The sequence below is a fragment of the Ignicoccus islandicus DSM 13165 genome (assembly GCF_001481685.1).
Classification (GTDB): Archaea; Thermoproteota; Thermoprotei_A; order Sulfolobales; family Ignicoccaceae; genus Ignicoccus; species Ignicoccus islandicus.
Genome location: NZ_CP006867.1, coordinates 1,350,188 through 1,370,929 on the forward strand (window position 1 = coordinate 1,350,188; position 20,742 = coordinate 1,370,929).

Sequence of the window (20,742 nt, forward strand, 5' to 3'; positions counted from 1 at the left end):
CCCTTCTGTAAATTTATATTGATTCAAACGACTTTAGCATAAGTCGTGTACCCCAACCCGTCGGATAGGGCGAGGCCCACCTTACGTTAGCTTCGTGGGCCATGGCTGGTCCCGCTATATCGAGGTAGACCCATGGGTCTGGAGCAAACTCTTTCAAGAATAACGCACCTATGATACTTCCAGCTTGTCTCTTAGATGAAATGTTGGTCATATCAGCAACTGGATGATCTAAGTCGCTCCTATATTTTTCGTAGAGAGGCATTCTCCAGACGAGTTCGCCTGTGTACTTAGATGCCTCTTCAATTAGTTTAGCGTAGTCGTCGGAGGTTGAGTATAATGCTGCAATATCGTAACCTAGAGCGATTATTTGCGCGCCAGTTAACGTTGCCAGGGTAAAAGTGACTTGAGGAGAGAATTTCTTGATGTAAGTTAGGGCATCAGCCAGTATAAGTCTTCCTTCAGCGTCAGTATTGCCTATATGTACGTATTTTCCAGAATAGCTCCTTATCACGTCTTCCATCTTATATGCCCTACCAGAAACGAGGTTTTCAGCTAAGGGAACGATGGTAGTTAGCTTCACTTTCAAGCCTAGTTTGGCTGCCCAGATAGTTGCTGCCGCAGCGACAGCAGCGCCTGACATATCAGCATGCATATTCTTCATATAGTTCGCGGGCTTCAGGTTGTAACCTCCAGAATCGAAGGTAACTCCCTTTCCTACCAGCCCTACCCTTCTTCCTTCTCCATCATAGTGAAGTATCAGTAACTTCGGTGGTATGTCGGAGCCCTTGCCTACTGCTAGTAGTAACTCTAACCCCTCTTTTTTGAGATCATCTTGATCTAACACCGTAACGTCTATAGGTAAACCCTTCGCTTGATCCATTACTAATTTAGGAAAGGTTGAAGGGTTGAGTTGGTTAGGAGGTTCCGATGCTAGTTCTCTTGCGAACATCTGTGCTTCTGAATGAAGCAATGCTCTCTTAACTTCACCTCTCTCGCAGTTATCTACGACGAAATATATTCTTCGTTCCTTTTTATTGGATTTATACTTATCGAACTGCCATGAAGTTAGTGCAGTACCCGTGATGATGGGGTAGGGATCATCCACATCTCGCAAATCAACTACCGAAACCCTGAAGCTTTTCAAGGATCTGCCTATCTTATAGCCGGTCTCTATGTCATTCTTCTTTCCTAAGACCAGTAGTTTTAATTCAGTGCCTTCCTTGTAAAGGACCGGTTCTATTGACTCGACGTCCTCTGGTAAGACCAGCTGCGGAAGGGTATTCTGGAACTCGTTTCTATCTTCAATTATGTTTACCTTAATACCGGGTATGGAAGAGGGATCCGAAGTCGTGCATTTGATTTCTAGAGGAATTTTTTACTCACCGTGTATACCCTTTACGTGAAGGGGAAATTACTGTTTTCATATGCGATGAGGAGACCACGGCAAGACTGAAGAAGTGATGTATCAGAGTTACGCTGAGCTCAAACTAATTCCTTAGACTATTCCAAGCAGAATTAGAAATATATACATAATGAGCGCAATTAGTATTGATTGGACTATCGACTTTAGATCTATTTTACTTTCCGTAAAACCTCTACCTGCTAATACCATTAGAATAAGGCCAAGAACGTTAGTAAACGAATAACCTATCCAGTAGCCGATTTTCGTGTCTATCATGCAACATACTTGAAGTATCTTTGATATTGCAAGAGATAATGGGACGTTAACGAATGCGTCGTTCCATGGAGTTAATGGCGATAACAACCATCCAATAATTCCTATGGATATGCGGATCAGTTGCGCCGGGCGTTTTCGTCCTCCCGAAGTCCTTCCGGAGCTCTTCATCATCTACCTAAACTCCGAGACCTTCGATAATCTATAAGCATTTTAGTCGCGCATAAACCCTGTACAGTATATACATTTGCAGTTACCGCTTTGCTCGTCGAAAACCAACGCGTAGCAGAAGTTCTCTTGGCATATTTTAAAGCATTCCTTCTCTGACTCGACTTTTCCAATTTCTATATCTTTAACGGCCGGTTCTATTTTACTCCTTTCTTTACTCACTCTAAACCCTCTAGTAGTTCCTCTGGTATGTAAGAGGAGGGAGACCTTAATGCTTCTCTAGCCAATCTCCGTACTTCGGGCTTGAGTTTCTTGAAATCCTCCGAATCTATGGAAATAGTCTTTATCTTACCCTTTAGCTTGTCCTTCTTCTCTTCGAATTCTTTAGGAGGTATTACGAACGAAGCTATTTTCGGATGGGTCTCCGATGGAACTCTACCTACTGCAACTGCTATAGCAACTTCGCCGAAAGTTCCCCTTTTTGCCTTTATGAGATAGACGTCGACGTCCACCGGTTTGAGCATTTTCAGATCCCTTCGTAGCCACTCAAGCTCTGATATTAAAGGGCTTCCCTTCCGGTTCTAATTAACTCTGAAACGAATGTGGGTAATGCCCTACTAAGTATTAAATCGCATTCAGCGTTACTTATTTTGCTTTTCCTGTGGGCTTGAGTTAGTGGTAGTGGATAGCCTTTCAAAGAGGTTCGCCTTAGAAAGTTAAATATCTTGTTCATTTCGACTTCATCGTAACTACCTATAACTTCGACCGTTAGTGGAGCGCCGTTCTTCGAGAGCTTCATATAGGATCTAGTAAGTGTAACCTCTTTCCTGTATTTCTTACAACCTACGACCGTTGTTATCCTCTGTGGTTTAGTCATACCAACCTTATCTTTAGCCAAGATATTTATAATTCCAATATCCGTTAAGATGTTGTCCCCAAAGAGCTCGTTACTTAGAAACGACTTTCCAACATATATGGTTAGTACGTTATTTGCCCGTTCGGCTACTTCTTTATATAAGTTTTTCTTCCATCCGCATTCTATTTTTATCGCTGTACCCGCATCTAAGTTATTAGATTTTATGTAATCTAGAAGTTCAACTAGCCCTCCATCGAAGGGCTCGCAACCATATTTCTCTAAGACTTCTTTGCATCTACTTGCTACGCTGAACATACCATCCATTAACATTAATTCAATACTTCTTAATCGATCCACTGTGAAGCCATGTATTTCAGCTTCTAATCCTTCCATATAGAGTATCGTTCTATCTTCATACTTCTCATGGGGTATTAATACATCCATTTTCTCTAATATAATAGGTAAGGTATTTCCATTTTTTGAAAATGGTATCGATACTGCCCTTACAGCGAAAATTGGATAGGCTTGAAGTTTTTGATTACATTTAGAACCATCAACTGCGCTAAGAGATGACACTTTTAGCTTTAAGTCAGTATCCATATCGCTCTGATCTATCCACAATTTATCGAAATCGTCCCTATGTCTCTCAATTACTTCCTTTAGGAAATTCCTATGGACGTGCTTTCTTCGAAAAGCGATGGCATCAGCTAATATGCCCTTGTATCGTCTCTCTTCTTCGTTGGCAGACTCGTTGATGAACTTAAAAGCCACCTTTCTTCCCTATGGTAATACCGGAGGATAATGTATATATGGAGAGAGAGAACAACGAAAGTATCGGATTTGTTATTGGAGAAAGCACGACTAATTACGTCACGGCATCGTTCAACGATTTCGTTCAGCGCGGACAATATGTGGTACTAAAAACAACCAAGGGTGACGTAATAGGACTTGTGGAAGAAGTAATTAGCAAGAATCCCGTATTCGATAGACCTCTGAGCTTGGAGGACATTTCTTCATTAATGAATCTTGACGAAAGTATATTGTCGACGAACGATATCGCAATCTATGCGAAAATAAAACTATTAGCACAAATAGAAATTAGCGAAGGCGATTCCAGAATACGTCTAAGTCCACCTACCACAGCACCGGAACCACTAAGTGAAGTAAGGAGAGCACCAAACGATGTTCTAGAAAAGATATTTTCAAAGAGTCTAGAGAGAAACGTCATAAGAATAGGTAGGCTTTCAGCTCATCCAGAGGTAAGCGTTTACGTGGATGTTAATAAGATGGTAAGTAGGCACTTAGCTATACTAGCAGTTACTGGTGCCGGTAAAAGCAACACAGTCACTATCATATCTTCGAGACTCGTTGAGAAGGGAGGTACTATTCTAATATTTGATATGCATGGCGAATATTCCAGCGCTTTCGAATCTGATAAAATTAACTTAATACAAGCTAAGGTGAATCCGGCTAAACTAGATATCAGCAGTTTCTCTAAACTAATTGGGTTAAGAGACGCTCCAAAACAAGAGCTCTACTTGCGCAACATACTCTCAGCATGGGAAGTAATGTATTCTGCGCAAATATATACGAGGGAATCACAACTATTTGATTTCATTACAACGGCATTAATTGAATTAATGAATGCCTCTAGTAAGGTAGCTTTACCTATTATAAGAAATAGAGAAGTCGTGAGGAAAGTATTGGAAGAATTAAAAGGAAAGGTCGACCCAAACAAGCCTATTAGGTCATTAAATGATATAGCAAGGCTTTTAGGTAGGGACGATATCGTAAAGACCTTGCAATCATGTTCTAACTACGATCCATCCATTTGCGAGCATTCCATCGCTCTTCTAGATATAAGCTCAAGTGACAGAAATACTACGTTGCCCTCGCTTTTAGTCAAAATAGAAGAAAGCCGAAACAGGTACGAAAACATTATAGATTTCAACGTACCTAAAGTAGTTAGCCAAATAGAGCCCGGTAAAGTAAATGTAGTAGATCTAAGTCAAGTCGATGAGGAAGCAGCAGATATAATAGTAAGTACTATCTTAAGAGACATCCTTCAAGCAAGAAAGGCTTATGTCCAAAAAAGAGATTCAATCAACGGCCTCGAATACCCTATCTTCTTGGTTCTTGAAGAAGCACACATATTGGCGCCTAAAGATCGTACCACTCTAACCAAATATTGGACAGCTAGAATAGCTAGGGAAGGAAGGAAGTTCGGTGTAGGTATATGTTTAGTATCACAACGACCTAAGGGCTTAGATCAGGATACCTTAAGTCAAGCGAATAACATGATAGTAATGAGGCTTATAGAACCAATGGATCAGAAACACGTTCAAGCTAGTAGTGAAAGCTTGAGTGACGACCTACTGAAGCAACTTCCATCGCTCGATGTAGGTGAAGCAATACTCCTAGGCCCTATGACACCCCTCCCGGCCATTGTTAAAATAGATAAGGCAGAAGGTAAGAGTCTGGGTAGCGATATAGATATAGTAAGTGAATGGCAGAATATCAAAAAGAAGCGCGAATCATATCTCGAGGAGGAGGACGTGTGGTAGTAGGAATAGCAATTGGTGGCGTAAGCGGTATCGTTCCAATAATCCTGAGGAAATCTGACCTTAAGAAGATATTAGTATTGCGAAATTGTAAGTACAAGGAAGTTAAATGGGCTCGTAAAGTCCTACCAACAATTTTTGAAGTTAACCCTAGTACAGTTATCTCTAAAAAAGAAAGCTTAGAAGGTCAGCTAGCGTCAAAAGGTTTTACTGTATACGTTCAATGCATGAAGTCTCCATGGAAACTCGTACTCGAGGATTTCGAGAGGTTCCTTAACGGTGAAAGAATCATCGTTGGAGACGTTTCATGTATTGGAAGTTTCTTTCCAAGCAGATGTCAACCTTCAGCGTTGGGTTTAGCGGTAATTGATGGACGAGAAGGCGAGTTAGTTACGCTACGACTTGGCAAACCACCTTCTGATATTATATGCGTAGCTCAAGTTTTGAAAAAGGTATCTTCATGTTTAAGGGAAATAATGAGAACGGATACTCAATCGGTTGAAAACGTAAGAAGGATTATAGATTACTTAGTCGCCAAGAACCCGAATATGATGTTATTAGAATTTAAGCGCGAATTGAGCAACAATGAAAAGATATACGTGTTCGATCTTAAATGTTTTTATGAGAAGTTAACGTATCTAAGGGATTTAAGAGATCATGGTCCTCAGTATCTAAGAAACTTGAGGTGCGAGCTAAGTGAAGGTGAGAGGGATCAATTGTTAGAGTTCTTTAGAAAGTTCGTTGGTGATTAACGATCCATAATATCCCTTTACTATAGCATTATAAACATTAAGTGGATCTGAACCGTTTACTATAGCTATAGGTATCTTGCTTCTTTTAGCTATATGAAGAGATAATAGGTCGAATAGTTCATACCTTCCAGGCTCTTGTTTCCATTGGGTAGACGATAAAATCCTTAGAGCCTCGTCGTAACTTACCTTGAGCAACTTCTTAGCTGTAGGATCGCTAGGTGGCTTGTCGTAAAGAGCGTCTACGGTAGTGGCGTTGACTACAAGTTCTGCACCCACTAGCTCAGCAATTAATAAGGAGACAGCATTGGTTGACTGACCTGGTTGAAGGCCTCCACTTATTATCGCCTTCCGGAAGTTGAGTGAGTATAACTTTAACAAATCATCAATACTCTCGGGTATTCTCTTAATTGAATGTTTCATTGTATATGCAAGAGCCCTTGCGTTTAATCTAGAAGCTTCAATACCGATTAGGTCTTTCAAGAAATTGTTCGAGTTTACGAGATCTATATATTTCCTTGCTATCGATCCGCCACCGACCACCACGAACAACTCGTGACCTTCTTCTATTATTTGATCTAGTGTTTTAGCATATTCTCTTACTAATGGTTTATCTATAGGTGAGATAAATTTTCCGGAAATTTTCACTACAACCTTCATTTGAACGTACACACCTCTTTACCTACGCCTCTTTTAGGCCCAAGTATAGTTTCCCTATTTCTGGATGCTCCAGTATCTCCCTTGCTGGACCGGTGTAAGCAACCTTTCCAGTTACTAGAACGTAGCCTCTATCACCTATCTCTAGACCTTTCCTGGCGTTCTGTTCGACCAGTATTATTGTGACACCAGAATCTCTTATCTCCTTTATTTTATTTAAGACCAAGTCTACGTATTTAGGTGAGAGAGCGGCAGTCGGTTCGTCTAATAGCATAACACTCGGTTTTGCCATTAATGCCCTTGCCATGGCTAACATTTGCCTTTCTCCTCCCGAGAGGCTACCAGCCAACTGATTGAGTCGAACCCTTAGGTCTGGGAATATTTCCAAAACTTCCTCCATCCGCTTTTTAACTTCGTTTTTATCCTTTATAATATACGCTCCCATTTCCAAGTTCTCTTTTACAGTTAAGTTTGTAAAAACGTTATTCGTTTGTGGTACATAACCTATACCCATTCTGCTTATTCTATCGAGTCTCTCGTTTGTAATATCTTTCCCCTTATATAGAACTTTTCCGGATATAACCTTAGCTATTCCTAATATTGCTTTAAGTAACGTACTTTTTCCCGATCCGTTTGGACCTACTATTGTAACTATTTCTTTTTCATAAACATAGAAATCGATTCCGTGGAGTATGACCATCTTTCCGTATCCAGCAACTAAGTTTATGGTTTCTATTACTTTCTCGGGCATTATGCCTCACCTAAATATATTTCTATAACTACAGGATTCTCTACAATTTCTTGAGGGGTTCCCTCTGCAACTATACGACCTCTACTCATTACGTAAACGTAATCGACGTAATCGAAAAGTATATCGAGTCTATGTTCTATGATTAACATACTCATACCTTGTTCCTCTCTTAACTTCCTAAGGAATTGAAATATTTGATGGGCCAGTGTTGGATTAACACCTGCTGCAGGCTCGTCTAAGAGTAACATTTTCGGATCGCTCATCAAGCCTCTAGATATTTCAAGGAGTTTCATTTGTCCTCCGCTTATTGCCGCAGACATGTTTCGAGCTATGTGGAAAATTTTCAGGAGCTTCATTGTATCTATTGCCTTATTAGATATTTCTATCTCCTTGTTCCTCCAGATATGCCTCAAAAGCGATTTAAAGAAGCTCTCACCGGGGTTCCCTCTTGCGGCAGTTAGGACGTTTTCATAGACGGTCATTCCTTTAAATACTTTAGGTATCTGGAATGTTCTGACGAGACCTTTATGGTATATCTTCTCTGGAGGCCAACCAGTTATATCAGTTCCATCGAACAAGACCTTTCCTCTATCTGGTTTATATACGCCTGCAATAACGTTGAAGAGAGTAGTTTTGCCGGAACCATTAGGTCCTATTAGCGCCGTCATGGTCCCTCTTTCGATACTCATACTGACATCATCTAGTGCTACTACACCACCGAAGGTTTTCCTAACATGTTCGACTTCGAGTATCTTGTCACTCACTGATTCTCACCTCCGCTTTTCCTTTCTTCCTCTTCCAATACCTTCCATGCCGGCGTTCTAACTACCTTTTCTGGGACCAGACCTTGCGGTCTGAACATTAAGAATAGGATGATCAACAGACCAACTAATATAGCTTGGAAATAGTTGGGTTCGAGAGGTAGGTTAATGTAGTCCTTGGCTATTTGGGTGAGTCTGTTTATTAGTATTATTATAGCAGTTCCAATTACGACACCAGCGTTATTTGCCATACCGCCAACTATTACCATAACCCAAATAATGAAGGTTATAAGTGGTAGGAAAGTGTCTGGGTTTAAGTAGAGGAAATAGAACGCGTATAGCGCTCCAGCGATACCAGCTATAGCACTGCCTAGTGTTAATGAAAGTAGCTTATATCTATATGTGAACTTACCAATGCTTTTCGATGCGAGTTCTTCGTCTCTAATGCTTTTCAAGACTCTACCTAAAGGCGAGTTACCCCACCTTTCTAGTAACAAATAGATTACGAAGAACAACCCCACACTGAATCCGACGTACGTCAACAATCTCAACGTCGGATTTTCTATGAAGTTAAACGGTGGCGAGATACCTCTTAAACCGAAGACGCCTCCCCAGACGCTGTTCGTTGGTGTGTTTCTGAGAAGTATCCTTATCATTTCACCTATTATTATAGTTGACATACCTAAGTAGTCCTCCTTTAGCCTAACTGTAGGTAGAGCTATTGCGAACCCAACGGCTGCCGCGGCGATAGCTGCAGCTATAATACACACTATCATAGGTAAATGAAATGCCGCTGAAAGAACGCCAGCGGTGTATGCACCTACCGCAATGAATCCTACTTTTCCGAAGTTACTTAGTCCGGTATATCCATATTCCAAGTTAAGGCTAAGCGCAGCGATACCGTAAAAAGCTAGGAAGAATATTAGATCTAGTGTGTAACTTACATTAACTGTAGCGAAAGAAGCTATTATACCAGCTACTATTATACCTATAATTAATCCAGTTCTGTCTAATTTTAGAGAAGCCTTCACCTCACATCACCTCATGCCTTTCTAGTCTTTAGGCCAGCTAGGCCCTCAGGTTTCAGGTACAACACTAAGAGGAAGACAGTGAATGGTATCAAGAACCTGTAACCCGTGTATTGAGGATCTATCGATGCCAATAACGTAACTCCGAACTGCTCTGCAAATGCTAATATATAACTTGCTGCAAAAGTTCCCCAGAAACTGCCTAAACCACCTAGTACTGCCACTGCGAACGCATTCAGAAGTATCATCCATCCGAGTTCCGGATAGATCTGTGTTTGCATAGCCCAGAATAAGCCTCCTAGACCAGCTAACGCGCCAGCAACTAGCCAAGCCAAGTTCACTACGCTATCAATATCAATACCGCAAGCGGCTGCTAGGACGGGATTGTTGGCAACAGCTCTCCAAGCCTTTCCTATTTTCGTTTTCTTAAACATTAGTGTTAGTAATATAACAGTTGCTAGAACAGTGGCGGACGACCATATGTATAAGTCAGTAAACGATATCAATGGTTGAGGGAAATTAAACAGTACCTCGAATGCATCTAACTTCTTGAATGCAATACCAGTAGGTGATATCTCTATTGCTGGTATGAATTCCGATGTTTCAGTTAAGGAAGGCTTTGCAATTAGAAGCGTCCCGTTCATTATCCATGCTTGGAAGTTAGAGAGTTGAACACCGAACGATTGATAAGCTATCTCAGTTTTTAGGAACTGTCTGCTGTACCAAGTCATTTCATACAGGCTATACCTTATTATCAGAGCAACACCTATGCTTGCTACCATTAACTGAACTAACGTTGCACCCTTATTCGAAAGGGGCTTATATACTAGTATATGTGATAGTAATGAGATTATAGCACTTACTATTAGTGCTTCAGCGGCAATTAAAATTAGGTTTTGTGGTAAGACATACGTACCTATTCCAAGTATAGCAGCCGATATTAAGATCGCTACTCCGAGCATTAGGAATGTACTGTTTCTCTTTATCTTACCAAAGTAGCTCAGTACGGCTCCAATAACCACTCCAGTAATGAAAATCGGTTGAACGATACCGTTTACTGCACCGTTAACTATTGCGAAGTTGTACAAAAGATACGCTGCATACGCTCCAACTGTTGCAACGTCACCGTGTGCGAAGTTGGCGAACTTAGCTACGCTAAAGGTCATTGTTATCCCTATCGCAATAAGGAAGTAAAGGTTTCCTAGTAGTATTGTATCAACTAGCACTTGAGGGAGTTGCGAGTAGCTGGTGCCCCATGCCTCCTTAGGCACGAGCGAATATACGAGGATCAGTAATGCAATAATAACTATTATACCAATAGCGAACTTCTTTTGCAGCAGCGTCATTGTTTAGTGCCCTTTTCCGTGAGGAGGAATGAGTATATATTAGGCTACTTTTGGTAAACCGAATACTTAAGATACGAACATATCTTATATTGTATATTGTGTAATTGGGTATATAGGTTATGCTAAAATAACTTGAACGGCATACTCCCTTGACTTAGAGATACAGTATAGCTTCTGGAGCTGCTTTCAACTAGAACCAACGTATTCTCATTTTCGAACAAATCAGAGAGCATATATCTATATGATTTTAAAGCGTCTAATAATTCTCCACTCACTATCTCCGCAAATGGAACTAAGTCCTTAAATTCCTTAGCACTCATGACTTGCTCTCGAAGTTCTACTTTTAAGAGAAGTCTATCAAGTATTTCGTTTATTTTCTCTTCGGGTATTCTTCCCTCCAATAGATCCACTATTAGTTTTTCAACGTAGTTGACGGACCTTCTCGAAAGTTCGTATTCATAGTACATACCCGAGACTGATAGCGCGTGTAGTATTTGGGCTTTACCACTCACACCCTCTTTTGGTATAGAAACCATTATTTGGTCAACAAGTTCCTTAACAATCATCGCATCTTTCGTGGAAATCGGGCTTGAATGTATGTAAGGTACAGCCGACCCAATTAAACTCCAGGGCGTTAGTTCTATGTTGTCAGCACCGAGAAGCGTTAATACACCTAAGTTCAACGCAAAGTCAAGAACTATTACCTTCAGTTCTGTTACACCTATTCCACGCATTTGTTTAAGTAAGTAGTCGGCGAAGTATAGCGTAGATCCAGTGGTATTGTAAAGTAAGGCGACCTTTTCACAGTTACCTTTAATCACTAGTGATAGTATATTACTTACGTCCCTGATATGCGAAAGTAGTACGTTCGGTGAAGACGAAGGATCTATTCTAGGATTGTTTGAGATCGCTATTACACAGTATTCGTTGTCCCAATACTCTTCTAACTGTTGAAGTAAGTATTTCCTTGTAGGCGGGTGACTAGGCATCACTGATCTTTTCACCAGTCCCCTCTAAGGGGCATAAGACAATTATAAGAGTCGGAAAGCGCTTACCTTCCTGGAAATCAAAAAGGCAGAATAGGCATGTCTCCCTAGTTTCTTTGAGAGCATAGCCTTTCTGAACTTACTTGTTCCAACGGAAGTGCGTGGTTCATCTACGAGATATAGAGGAATAGATTTCTTGCTGGCGATTTCCATTAGAGCAATAATTAACTGCGTTGATGTATCAATGTTTCCATTGCCTACCATTATTCTAGAGACTTCTATTTCATTTAACACTCGCTCAATGGTATCGATTAGTAGGTCTTTAGGACCTTCCCATGAAAACAATATTACGTCTCTCAATCTTACGATAAGACCGCAATTCTCTCCGGGATCAATTCCTATTATCGGAAGATCCTTTTCATCTAAACATTTAGCGAGTAATTTATATGTACAAGACAAATACGATTTACAGACATGTAGAACAGAATCGCAATAGATCTTGCATTTAGGAATTTCCGAGATAGGTTCTTGAAGGCAAACGTCTCGGAATAACTTGAAGTAGTTCTTACTTATATTCTTTTTAATATTACGTTACCTCCTTCCAGATAGCTTTCTCGCCTCTCTTTCAGTTTCTCTAAGTATTAGAATATCACCTACTCTTACTGGACCCTTGACGTTCCTTGTCAAGATTCTTCCTTTATCTCTACCCTCAAGCACTCTTGCTCTCACTTGGGTTATCTCACCAGTTACACCAGTTCTTCCTATTATCTGGATTACCTCTGCAGGAAATCCTATTTCTTCTGTGATCTTTATTTCTTCGATCCAATCCCCTACATATATTTTCTTCTTCTCAGTCACTTCCTTCTAACCCGGATTCGTACTCTGGAATATCCTTTTTAAATCTGAAATTCCATGGTGGAACGGGGACGGAAAGTGCAACATAGAGTGTGCTCATTTTGTGGTAGAGAAATTGAGCCAGGAACGGGTATAATGTTTGTTAGAAACGATGGATCGATTTTGTGGTTCTGTAGCAGCAAGTGTTTCAAGAACTATAAGATGGGAAGGAAGGCGCGTAAGTTACCTTGGACAGCAAATTACGGAAGGTGATTGAGTAATGAGCGTCGAATTAGAGTTCGTGATGATAAAGCCGGATGGAGTTAAAAGAGGGTTAATAGGAGAAATAATCTCAAGAATCGAAAGGAAAGGTTTAAAGATAAAGGCATTGAAAATGATTAAAATGAGTAAGGAGATGGCAGAGGAACTTTACGCTGAACATAAAGGCAAACCGTTCTTCAATGACTTGGTTGAATACGTTACCTCGGGTCCAGTAGTAGTAATGATTGTAGAGGGTCCAAAGGCGGTTCAAGTTGTTAGGAAAATGATCGGTGCTACCGACGGCGCTGAAGCTGAACCCGGAAGCATACGCGGTGATTTCGCCTTGAGTAAAGCGAGGAACATAGTTCATGCTACTGACTCACCGGAAAAAGTTGAGAAGGAGGCATCGATATTCTTTAAACTAGACGAACTCGTGGATTACGATTACCTACACGCGATTTACTAAACGATTCGTTTTAGTTATTAAACAGAGCAAATAAAGAACCATATTTCATTATCATTGAACGTTCTCTTCTTTACCTCTAATCGATGCTATCGATTTAGCTAAGTCGACCGTCATTAGTCCTCGCGTAGAAATTGTACATACTTGTGGACGACCCTTCCCCCATATTAGATAGGCTATACATTCTAGAAGCACTTGGACCTCGGAACTTTCCCATAATATTCTCTTATAAAGTTTGCTCATAAATGGAATTGTTAAAACTTTGACGTTTCTAGCAACTATATTCATTATTTCATTCATTAATAACCTTCTTTCGTTAACGTCAGTAAGTATTCTCGGAGTTATTTGGTTGATTACGAATATGTCAGGTAGAGTTCCCATAGCAGCCTCTGCTATTCTAAGCGTCCTTTCAATCTCGGTAATGCTAGCTTGGGACAGGAGAACACTTCTTGCGTTTAGAGACTCAATAACGCACTTCAAAATTGGTATATCTGCGAAACTAGCAGCAGGAGTATCGAAGACTATTAAGTCGTAAAACTCCGATATTTCGAAGAGAGTCTGTGCGACTTTTCGCGCTGCATGCGGAATACCATATCTCATTATCTCTTCTGAGTATTTGATTGCTGAATCCAGCGTTCCTGAAGGTATAACGTGTAGTAATCCATCACCAAGAACGTGAGTGTAGTCATCAAGGGAACCTCCTATTTCTAATACGTCATACCACCCCTTCAAGTTCCTGGCCCGTTCTCCTAAGAAGAATCTCGATGCGCCGTCTCTAAAGTCAGCATCTATTAGCAGAGTTCGACGCTTACTCTTGAATGCCGAGCTAGCAGCTATTAATGCACTCGTTGTTGACTTTCCTACACCTCCTTTGATGCCCCACACAGTAATAACGTTCTCACGCTTAAGCAATGGTTCGCAATGGAACTTTACCTTGCTTTTCTTAATCTTCAATCTCAATACCTATTCAGATGTCAGCAATTCAAGTTATAATACCCTATAGTACCACTATTCCAATTCCCCATATAGTACTTTACTATTTTTAACGTAGATACTAGTTAAAAAAGTATAATTGCGAATTAAACTTCCGTTCGCAAATTGTTTAAAATTACCTTCGATTTGTATAAACCTAATGGTGTTTTAACAATGATAAAAGCTAAGCTCAAGGAGGCAATAAAGGAAGGTATTAGGATCGCCGAAACTGCACTGCCTAAGTGGATCTATGATTATTTAGTAGAAGCCTACGAGAATTCGGAAGGTAGAGCTAAAGCCCAGTTAGGGGCTATCCTAAGAAACATTGAGTTAGCAGTAAAGGAACGTAAGCCTATGTGTCAAGACACAGGTCTTTTGGTATTTAGCATAAAGTTAGGCCGCGACTTCCCTATCTCTTATAGAGATCTAATAGGAATAATAGAAGAGAGTTTACGTGAAGCTACGTCAGAGATACCAATACGTCCGAACACTATGGATCCCCTTACTGGATTTAATCCAGGCGATAATACTGGCAAGGGCATGCCAATTGTCGAGATAGAAGAAATAAACGAGGGCGACGCACTTGAGATATCGATAAGACCGAAAGGCGGTGGAAGCGAATATCCATCTAAGCTATGCATGATTCCTCCATCAATGGGATTAAAGGGAGTAAAGGAATGCTTGTTTAAAGCAATACTCGATGCTGGAGGAAAACCGTGCCCCCCTGGAATTGTGAGCGTAGCCTTCGGCGGTACAGTAGAAGAGGCAGTTAAGCTCTCAAAAAGTAACCTATATAGGAAAGGAAAACATCTCGAGGAAAGAATAAGCAAGCTTGAAGAGAAATGGAAGCAAGAAATAAACGCCCTTAATATAGGTCCCATGGGACTAGGTGGCACGCCAACGATACTTGACTTAAAAATAGATTATAATTATCGTCACCCCGCATCTTATCCAGTAGCAGTTACGTTCAACTGTTGGGCTGCTAGGGAATCTCGGATAAGAATAAAGAGAGATGGCTCATGGGAAGTAATAAGCGAAAACGTAACTAGCAAAGACTTACTTCACATAGAAGACATTAATGTTCAAGCACGTGAACTTAAGCTACCTGTCGATAGTAACGAGGTAAGAAAATTGAAGGCTGGTGACGTAGTCTACGTTACCGGAACCATAGTTACCGCTAGAGACGAAGCACATAAAAAGATAATTGAAGAAGGTAAACCTCCAATAGACTTGAAGGGTCTAGCTATTTACCATTGCGGCCCCGTGGTAAAGAAGGAAGGAACTGAATGGAAAGTTATTGCAGCGGGACCAACCACTAGCGCTCGAATGAACGAACTGGAAGCGAAAGTCCTTGAAATAACGGGTGCCAAGCTGGTTATAGGTAAAGGTGGAATGAAAAGAGATCTCCTTGATACGTTCAGTAGGTACGGCGCTGCTTATTTGGCCTTTCCAGGAGGGGCAGCGTTGTTAGCTGCTAAGGCTATAAAGAGAGTCAAGGGAGTATATTGGTTAGAGGAGTTAGGAATTCCAGAGGCTATGTGGGTCTTTGAGGTTGAAAGGTTTGGTCCGTTAATAGTTGCGATGGATTCCCATGGTAATAGTCTTTATGAAGAAGTAAACAAGGCGGCAGTAGAAAACGCTAAACGGTACTTAAAGGAAATATAGACCCTTTAAAATTACTTGTTTGTTAGTTGTAATAATGTATATACATGCATTGCTGAGAGTTCGTAAAACAGCACGGAACTCGCAGGATCTGATGAAGATAACTTGCGTGCCGAATACTGGTATATCTCAGCGATTACAGGATTTAATTTATTGGATTTCGCAAGAGATAATGCTATTCCGGAGGCGTATTCACTTTTCTTAAGAACGTTTTCTAAACTAATTGAGTAGTTGACGTGAAGTTCGTAAGTAAGGATAGCATTCAAGTACATGCCAGCAGCCATCTTTTGAAGAGGGCCTTCGGATGATGCTAGTTTATATATCCCTATGGCCTCTTCACCGCTTCTGTCTAAGTTTATGTTCATTGCAAGTATGTAGGCCAGAATAGTATTAGCAGAAGAATAGACCGCTTCAGCAGTCTTGGTGAACCTTCCTTTATCTATACTCTCACCTTTACTGAAAACGTTGGCTAGTTGTAACCACGTTCGTGTTGCAAGAGCGTAGTATTTAGAGTATATTAGATACTGAAGTATGTCGTTTAGTTCCGTTGAATTGAGTGCTTCGTGATAGTAATACTTTGCACGTAAGTACCTATTTGCTGACGTGAGAAGTATATCTATATGGTTAGAATCAAAGTATTCATAACTATATTGGTTAAGTAACCCTCTAACCTCTTTTAAGAGACTCTCTACGTTGTCTGCCAATTCTATTAAGCTCTTAAATCCATTTAGAACCATCTTCTCATACCAGTAGGCAGTTTCAGCTCTTATTGCGGCAGTGAACGCGTAGTTTACCGAACTATACACATCAGTAGATCTCAGTTCATCCGCTTTCTCTGCAGCAGTTCTCGCTTGATCTATTAGTTCAACGCTTACATGCGTGAGGCCTTTAACAGACCTTTCATATTTTCTATACATAGATAGATAGTAATCAACCCAATTCGTCATAACGTCTCTTACCTCCTTTGGCAATTCGCTTACCAGTAAGGGTCGAGGTACTATTGGAGGATTGTTTAGCCAGTATCTTAGTGCTTCGAATATTGTTTTCACGGGAACTACTTTAACTCCTAATTTCTTACCAAAGTCTATTAAGTTAACTTCTTCAGACTTTATCGTTTTGATTACCCCGAAAGGTGAATTAATGGTAGTGGCTCTACTGATTGTAGCGTTTTCTTCACCGAATGGTAAGAGGAATACCGTATAACCTTTCTCTGCAGCAGCTTGTAGTTTATAATACGTGCCTCCAACGGGCCCTATCGTTCCGTCTGGACTTATCGTACCTGTGCCAGCTACGTTAGTCTTCGGTTTTTGGTTAGTTAACGCTGCGTAAACAGCTACCGTCATTGCCATGCCGGCACTCGGTCCGCCTACGATTACGCTAGGAGTCTTGAAGCGAAAGAAGAAGTCATACTTAGTCCAATCCTTCTTTGCTATTGCGGAAGCCACCAGAACAGCTATTCTTGCTATACCCTGGGTGTCCACTTGGGTTAAAGGTTCCGAAGATACGTAGATAGAACCGGATCCCGGATATGCTACTACTACTGTTAAGTTTCCGACCACACCTTCCATTCCGTTCTCAGTGAAAGTTACACCGATTACTGGAACAGTTACAGTAGAAGCCTTTTCGTAACACTTACTAAATGCATAGGCGCTACCACTTGCGAGAAGAATCAAAACGAGTGAAATTGTAAGCGACTTGATACTCAACCTCCGACACGCCCAGACTCTTCAGATTATCTAAGCGATTAAAGTTTGGTATTAGTCTCCTATCAGCCCATTTAAGATTGTCCTTAGTTGGGTCAAGTCCTTCGCGAAAATCCTAATCATTGCTTCCTTCCCATAGAAACCTCTATCGTAAATTACTTGGGGTATTTCGTTATACTTGTTATAGACGTACTCTACAAGCCATTTCATAGTCTTCATTCCACGTTGTTGAAGGGATCTATCAATCTCAACTACTTTTAACCCCATCTCTCTTAATCTTTGGACATTCTCTTCCGAGTATTTTATATTAATTGCAACTTTGTAATCGCTATATTTCATGGCATTAACGAGAAGGCGAGCTAAATGGTTTGAACCACCCCACCACGGACAGTCGCATTTCCTTAAACCTCTCGGAGTCAAATGAAGCCGACCAGGTACACCTATTACTGTAGACACACCCCGGGATACTTCTTTTGGAATAGAACAAGCTACATTCAAACCTACCTCTGGCGCAATCTTCTTGGCCTTTTCAAAGGGCAGAGATTCAAGCCACTTTATGAAAGCTCTATACTCTTCGTGACATTCAAATCTATAGTAAGCTAACCTAAAACTGGTCAAAACGTCGCCTACGTATCCACCATCTAAGCTTTTCACGAATCGGTGTACCACTCTCGTATAACCTATAGAGTACCTTGCTGAAGTTATTGGGTCTTTGCCAGAGGCAAGTAAGCTCGTTAGTGATGCTGCTAAGATGCTTCCGGAACCGTGAATGTTAATTGGTATTCGTTTACCTTTCATTATTAGTTCTTTTCCATTCCATCTAACGTAGTCGATAATATATTCCTCGTCTGTTCCGAAATGTCCGCCTGTAATTATCACTAGTTCTGGACCCAACTTCTGGAGTTCTTCAGCCGACCACCTTATGTCTTCTATCGAGCGAATTTTAATACCTAGGATTCTCTCCACTTCTTTTATATTAGGTGTAACTGCGTAAGACCTCTTTAGGAGTTCAAGTAGACTATTCAGCCTTCCAGTATACAATTTGCCACCAGCAGACGCTTCTAGAACTGGATCAAGAACGACCTTCGATCTAAATTCATCAACTAGGTTAGCAAGCGTATCAGCAATTGCCTCATTACATAGAGCTCCGACTTTCCATGTATCTACCTTTTCTAGATAGTTTTCCATTTGGGCTAGTAAAACTTCCTTATTAACACACGTTCCTCCAGCGAACATAGAAGTAGTTTGAAAAGTTATCATTGTAACAATTGGATGGAAATGAACATTGAAAACCTCTCCAACTTTCACATCGGTCTCTATACCGGCTCCAGCCGACGGATCAAGGCCACCAATGGTAAGTGCTCTTCTCAATATAACTCACCAGATAGCCGTGGGGTGTTAGAATAATGAATTTTAGAAAGTATCCAGTGAAAGGGAGCAAAGTTTGTTTGAAGAGCAATAAAATAGCAGTTCTGCGACGAGAAGGTGGTCTTGCAATTATTGATGTTAATAGCAATAGCGTTAGGTTAATAGGAGGTTTCTTCGTATTCAAGGACTTTGCATGGGGGACGAACCGAATTGCTGCTTTAACTCATAACGTAGCGATGCTATATGATCACGATGGAACCCTTTATAAAGTAATTAAGTTCGACAGTGAGGCGTCAACTGTTGCATACCTAAATAATTTCTATTTAGTTGGTACAACTGATGGTAACTTAGTTAAATTCAATGAAGACGGACAAGTTATCTGGAAGAAGAAAATATGGGATGGTAGCATAGATAGAATAGATCTAACGCAGAGTGGATACATCATAGTGGTCGCATCTTCAACAAATATGGTTCTACTTAATCAAAATGGGGATGTGATTACAACTCATAGTTACCAATGGGATCTAACTAGAGTTGCTTGGACCAGTGATTTGAGCTTCCTAGCGGTGCCTGTTCAAAACTATGTTATTATATATAGATGGGATGAGAAACAAGGGTACGTTAAGGACAAGGAAATTAGAGTAAATAGCGTTAGGAAGCTCAAGTGGTGTGAAAATAAACTTGCCATTGCTGATTACAAGGAATTTCTTGTCCTTGAGTACTCTAAATCATCTATATCGTTGCGTCTAAGGCTTGAGGTTATAGACTTCAGTTGGAATGAAGAATGTAGAGATCTAACCTTACTATCCCCAAATTACCTCTACTACTTGAAAGACGTAAATTCAATTGCAACAAGTATATCATCTTCATCAGCGTAATCACTTGGTCTTACGGGTTCAACTTCATTTAAGTTTACGATCTTTGCTATTATGTGGACATATCTCTTATTAAGCTTTGAAAGTCTTTCTGAGAGTTCAATGACGTTGATTGGAACCTTTCGGCCTATAGGGATAAATTTATTACCTATTTGTGCGAAAGTCATTCCAAATGGTCCACGCTTTAGCTTTATTTCAATGAGATTAGGTTTACCCTCGGAAAGGGCTGAAAGGAACACAGCCGAAATGGGGTCTTCAAACGATTCCAAGAATAACTTACTTATGTTACTGGATGGTACAATTACATCAATTGATAGTAGTTCGCTCAATATTCTATATCCCCTCTTGGAGTAAGCTAACGCTAAAACTGTTGGTGGGAAAAGCCTCCTCATTTCATAGCTCTTTACTATCAGAGCTATACTGACGCTCTCGTCATCGTCTTTACCACATATTATAATTTTCTTGCAATTATCGATGTCTCCTCTACGATAAGTTTCTAAGAGGGTTAGCTTTCCCTTTATAACAACTATTTTATAGGATCTTGCCAAAGCTATTAGTTTCTCATCCGTATCCAAGGAAGCAATCCAAACTACTCTGCTCCTTCCGGAGAGTTCCTTTAACCTTTTAGCTAACTCGACACAAGAAGGCGACGAACCTACGACTAATACATCGCTTCCCTTTACTTTACCACCTCCCTCTCTCTCAATGATGGTCCTAGTAATCATCTCATGCGAGATCAGACTGACTATTGCGCTTATACTCATGAAACCGACTATTGCTAATGCCATTGCTATTAACTTTCCAATAAAAGTAGCCGGTACAATATCTCCGTAGCCTACGGTCGTCACTGTTATTATAGCCCAATATATTGCTTTAAACATAGATAATGATTCTACATGTGAGAATAGTATGCTTATTATTGTGATAGTGAGTATTAGTGCTAGTGTAAGGAGGATTGGTGCCTTACTCAGAGCAGTTGAATAGAACCATATCACTGATAGCCTAGTAATCTCATAGTACTTTCGTATTATGTATACTAGATTTTTAACTCTCCTTCTCAATCGCT

The 20,742-nt window shown here is 40.5% G+C and carries 23 protein-coding genes; 6 read left to right on the plus strand and 17 right to left on the minus strand.

Going from position 1 to position 20,742, the window contains the following annotated elements:
- Positions 1–13 precede the first annotated feature (13 nt).
- The 5 genes from EYM_RS07470 to EYM_RS07485 all read right to left on the minus strand — a co-directional run bounded on the left by EYM_RS07470 (position 14) and on the right by EYM_RS07485 (position 3,470).
- Positions 14–1,144 carry a M17 family metallopeptidase gene (locus EYM_RS07470; RefSeq protein WP_157058805.1) on the minus strand — a complete coding sequence of 377 codons (1,131 nt, stop codon included), beginning with the start codon at positions 1,142–1,144 and terminating at the stop codon, positions 14–16.
- A gap of 351 nt (positions 1,145–1,495) precedes the next feature.
- Positions 1,496–1,849, minus strand: a complete 354-nt coding sequence (locus EYM_RS07475; protein WP_075050496.1) for a DUF7980 family protein — start codon at positions 1,847–1,849, stop codon at positions 1,496–1,498.
- Between the two features lie 39 nt (positions 1,850–1,888).
- Positions 1,889–2,065 carry a hypothetical protein gene (locus EYM_RS07855; RefSeq protein ID WP_157058806.1) on the minus strand — a complete coding sequence of 59 codons (177 nt, stop codon included), beginning with the start codon at positions 2,063–2,065 and terminating at the stop codon, positions 1,889–1,891.
- On the minus strand, positions 2,062–2,367 hold the full coding sequence (locus EYM_RS07480) for a hypothetical protein (RefSeq protein ID WP_075050497.1): 306 nt from the start codon (positions 2,365–2,367) through the stop codon (positions 2,062–2,064). Before EYM_RS07480 ends, EYM_RS07855 begins: the two co-directional genes overlap by 4 nt.
- 35 nt (positions 2,368–2,402) lie before the next feature.
- Positions 2,403–3,470, minus strand: a complete 1,068-nt coding sequence (locus tag EYM_RS07485; RefSeq protein WP_075050498.1) for a DNA double-strand break repair nuclease NurA — start codon at positions 3,468–3,470, stop codon at positions 2,403–2,405.
- A 38-nt stretch (positions 3,471–3,508) separates the two neighbouring features.
- Between EYM_RS07485 and EYM_RS07490 the strand changes: the two genes are divergently transcribed.
- Together EYM_RS07490 and EYM_RS07495 are read left to right on the plus strand one after the other, a co-directional pair.
- Positions 3,509–5,263: an ATP-binding protein gene (locus EYM_RS07490; protein ID WP_075050499.1), complete on the plus strand. Its 1,755-nt coding sequence runs from the start codon at positions 3,509–3,511 to the stop codon at positions 5,261–5,263.
- On the plus strand, positions 5,257–6,012 hold the full coding sequence (locus EYM_RS07495; protein WP_075050500.1) for a hypothetical protein: 756 nt from the start codon (positions 5,257–5,259) through the stop codon (positions 6,010–6,012). The genes EYM_RS07490 and EYM_RS07495 overlap by 7 nt, the downstream gene beginning before the upstream one ends.
- On the opposite strand, the gene pyrH is transcribed toward EYM_RS07495, so the two are convergent.
- The 8 genes from pyrH to EYM_RS07535 form a co-directional block, all read right to left on the minus strand.
- On the minus strand, positions 5,980–6,669 hold the full coding sequence (gene pyrH, locus EYM_RS07500) for a UMP kinase (RefSeq protein WP_075050663.1): 690 nt from the start codon (positions 6,667–6,669) through the stop codon (positions 5,980–5,982). The genes EYM_RS07495 and pyrH overlap by 33 nt on opposite strands.
- Positions 6,670–6,691: 22 nt before the next feature.
- A complete protein-coding gene (locus EYM_RS07505) occupies positions 6,692–7,417 on the minus strand; it encodes an ABC transporter ATP-binding protein (RefSeq protein WP_075050501.1) in 726 nt (241 codons plus the stop codon).
- Entirely contained in the window at positions 7,417–8,181 is a 765-nt protein-coding gene (locus EYM_RS07510) for an ABC transporter ATP-binding protein (RefSeq protein WP_075050502.1), read from the minus strand. The genes EYM_RS07505 and EYM_RS07510 overlap by 1 nt, the downstream gene beginning before the upstream one ends.
- Entirely contained in the window at positions 8,178–9,209 is a 1,032-nt protein-coding gene (locus EYM_RS07515; protein ID WP_083495131.1) for a branched-chain amino acid ABC transporter permease, read from the minus strand. Before EYM_RS07515 ends, EYM_RS07510 begins: the two co-directional genes overlap by 4 nt.
- Positions 9,210–9,220: 11 nt before the next feature.
- Positions 9,221–10,552 carry a branched-chain amino acid ABC transporter permease gene (locus tag EYM_RS07520; RefSeq protein WP_075050503.1) on the minus strand — a complete coding sequence of 444 codons (1,332 nt, stop codon included), beginning with the start codon at positions 10,550–10,552 and terminating at the stop codon, positions 9,221–9,223.
- A 122-nt stretch (positions 10,553–10,674) separates the two neighbouring features.
- Positions 10,675–11,556, minus strand: coding sequence for a hypothetical protein (locus tag EYM_RS07525; protein ID WP_157058807.1), 882 nt, complete (start codon positions 11,554–11,556; stop codon positions 10,675–10,677).
- A 27-nt stretch (positions 11,557–11,583) separates the two neighbouring features.
- Positions 11,584–11,997, minus strand: a complete 414-nt coding sequence (locus EYM_RS07530) for a RuvC family protein (protein WP_075050505.1) — start codon at positions 11,995–11,997, stop codon at positions 11,584–11,586.
- A 132-nt stretch (positions 11,998–12,129) separates the two neighbouring features.
- Complete coding sequence (locus EYM_RS07535) at positions 12,130–12,396, minus strand: 30S ribosomal protein S28e (protein WP_075050506.1); 267 nt, start codon at positions 12,394–12,396, stop codon at positions 12,130–12,132.
- A gap of 54 nt (positions 12,397–12,450) precedes the next feature.
- On the opposite strand from EYM_RS07535, the gene EYM_RS07540 reads away from it, so the two are divergent.
- Positions 12,451–12,645, plus strand: coding sequence for a 50S ribosomal protein L24e (locus EYM_RS07540; protein ID WP_075050507.1), 195 nt, complete (start codon positions 12,451–12,453; stop codon positions 12,643–12,645).
- 7 nt (positions 12,646–12,652) lie between these two features.
- Positions 12,653–13,099 carry a nucleoside-diphosphate kinase gene (gene ndk, locus EYM_RS07545; protein ID WP_075050508.1) on the plus strand — a complete coding sequence of 149 codons (447 nt, stop codon included), beginning with the start codon at positions 12,653–12,655 and terminating at the stop codon, positions 13,097–13,099.
- Positions 13,100–13,150: 51 nt separating this feature from the next.
- Here the strand turns inward: ndk and EYM_RS07550 are convergent, their stop codons facing one another.
- Positions 13,151–14,050, minus strand: coding sequence for a ParA family protein (locus EYM_RS07550; protein WP_075050509.1), 900 nt, complete (start codon positions 14,048–14,050; stop codon positions 13,151–13,153).
- Between the two features lie 192 nt (positions 14,051–14,242).
- Between EYM_RS07550 and EYM_RS07940 the strand changes: the two genes are divergently transcribed.
- The gene (locus EYM_RS07940; RefSeq protein WP_075050510.1) at positions 14,243–15,733 is read left to right on the plus strand and encodes a FumA C-terminus/TtdB family hydratase beta subunit; all 1,491 of its coding nucleotides are present in this window, start codon (positions 14,243–14,245) and stop codon (positions 15,731–15,733) included.
- A gap of 11 nt (positions 15,734–15,744) precedes the next feature.
- On the opposite strand, the gene EYM_RS07560 is transcribed toward EYM_RS07940, so the two are convergent.
- Both EYM_RS07560 and EYM_RS07565 read right to left on the minus strand, forming a co-directional pair.
- Entirely contained in the window at positions 15,745–17,436 is a 1,692-nt protein-coding gene (locus EYM_RS07560) for a S16 family serine protease (RefSeq protein ID WP_157058808.1), read from the minus strand.
- A gap of 51 nt (positions 17,437–17,487) precedes the next feature.
- Positions 17,488–18,804: a PfkB family carbohydrate kinase gene (locus EYM_RS07565; protein ID WP_075050512.1), complete on the minus strand. Its 1,317-nt coding sequence runs from the start codon at positions 18,802–18,804 to the stop codon at positions 17,488–17,490.
- Positions 18,805–18,839: 35 nt separating this feature from the next.
- Between EYM_RS07565 and EYM_RS07570 the strand changes: the two genes are divergently transcribed.
- Positions 18,840–19,679 carry a hypothetical protein gene (locus EYM_RS07570; protein WP_075050513.1) on the plus strand — a complete coding sequence of 280 codons (840 nt, stop codon included), beginning with the start codon at positions 18,840–18,842 and terminating at the stop codon, positions 19,677–19,679.
- On the opposite strand, the gene EYM_RS07575 is transcribed toward EYM_RS07570, so the two are convergent.
- Positions 19,625–20,737, minus strand: coding sequence for an ion channel (locus tag EYM_RS07575; RefSeq protein ID WP_075050514.1), 1,113 nt, complete (start codon positions 20,735–20,737; stop codon positions 19,625–19,627). The genes EYM_RS07570 and EYM_RS07575 overlap by 55 nt on opposite strands.
- Positions 20,738–20,742: the final 5 nt, after the last annotated feature.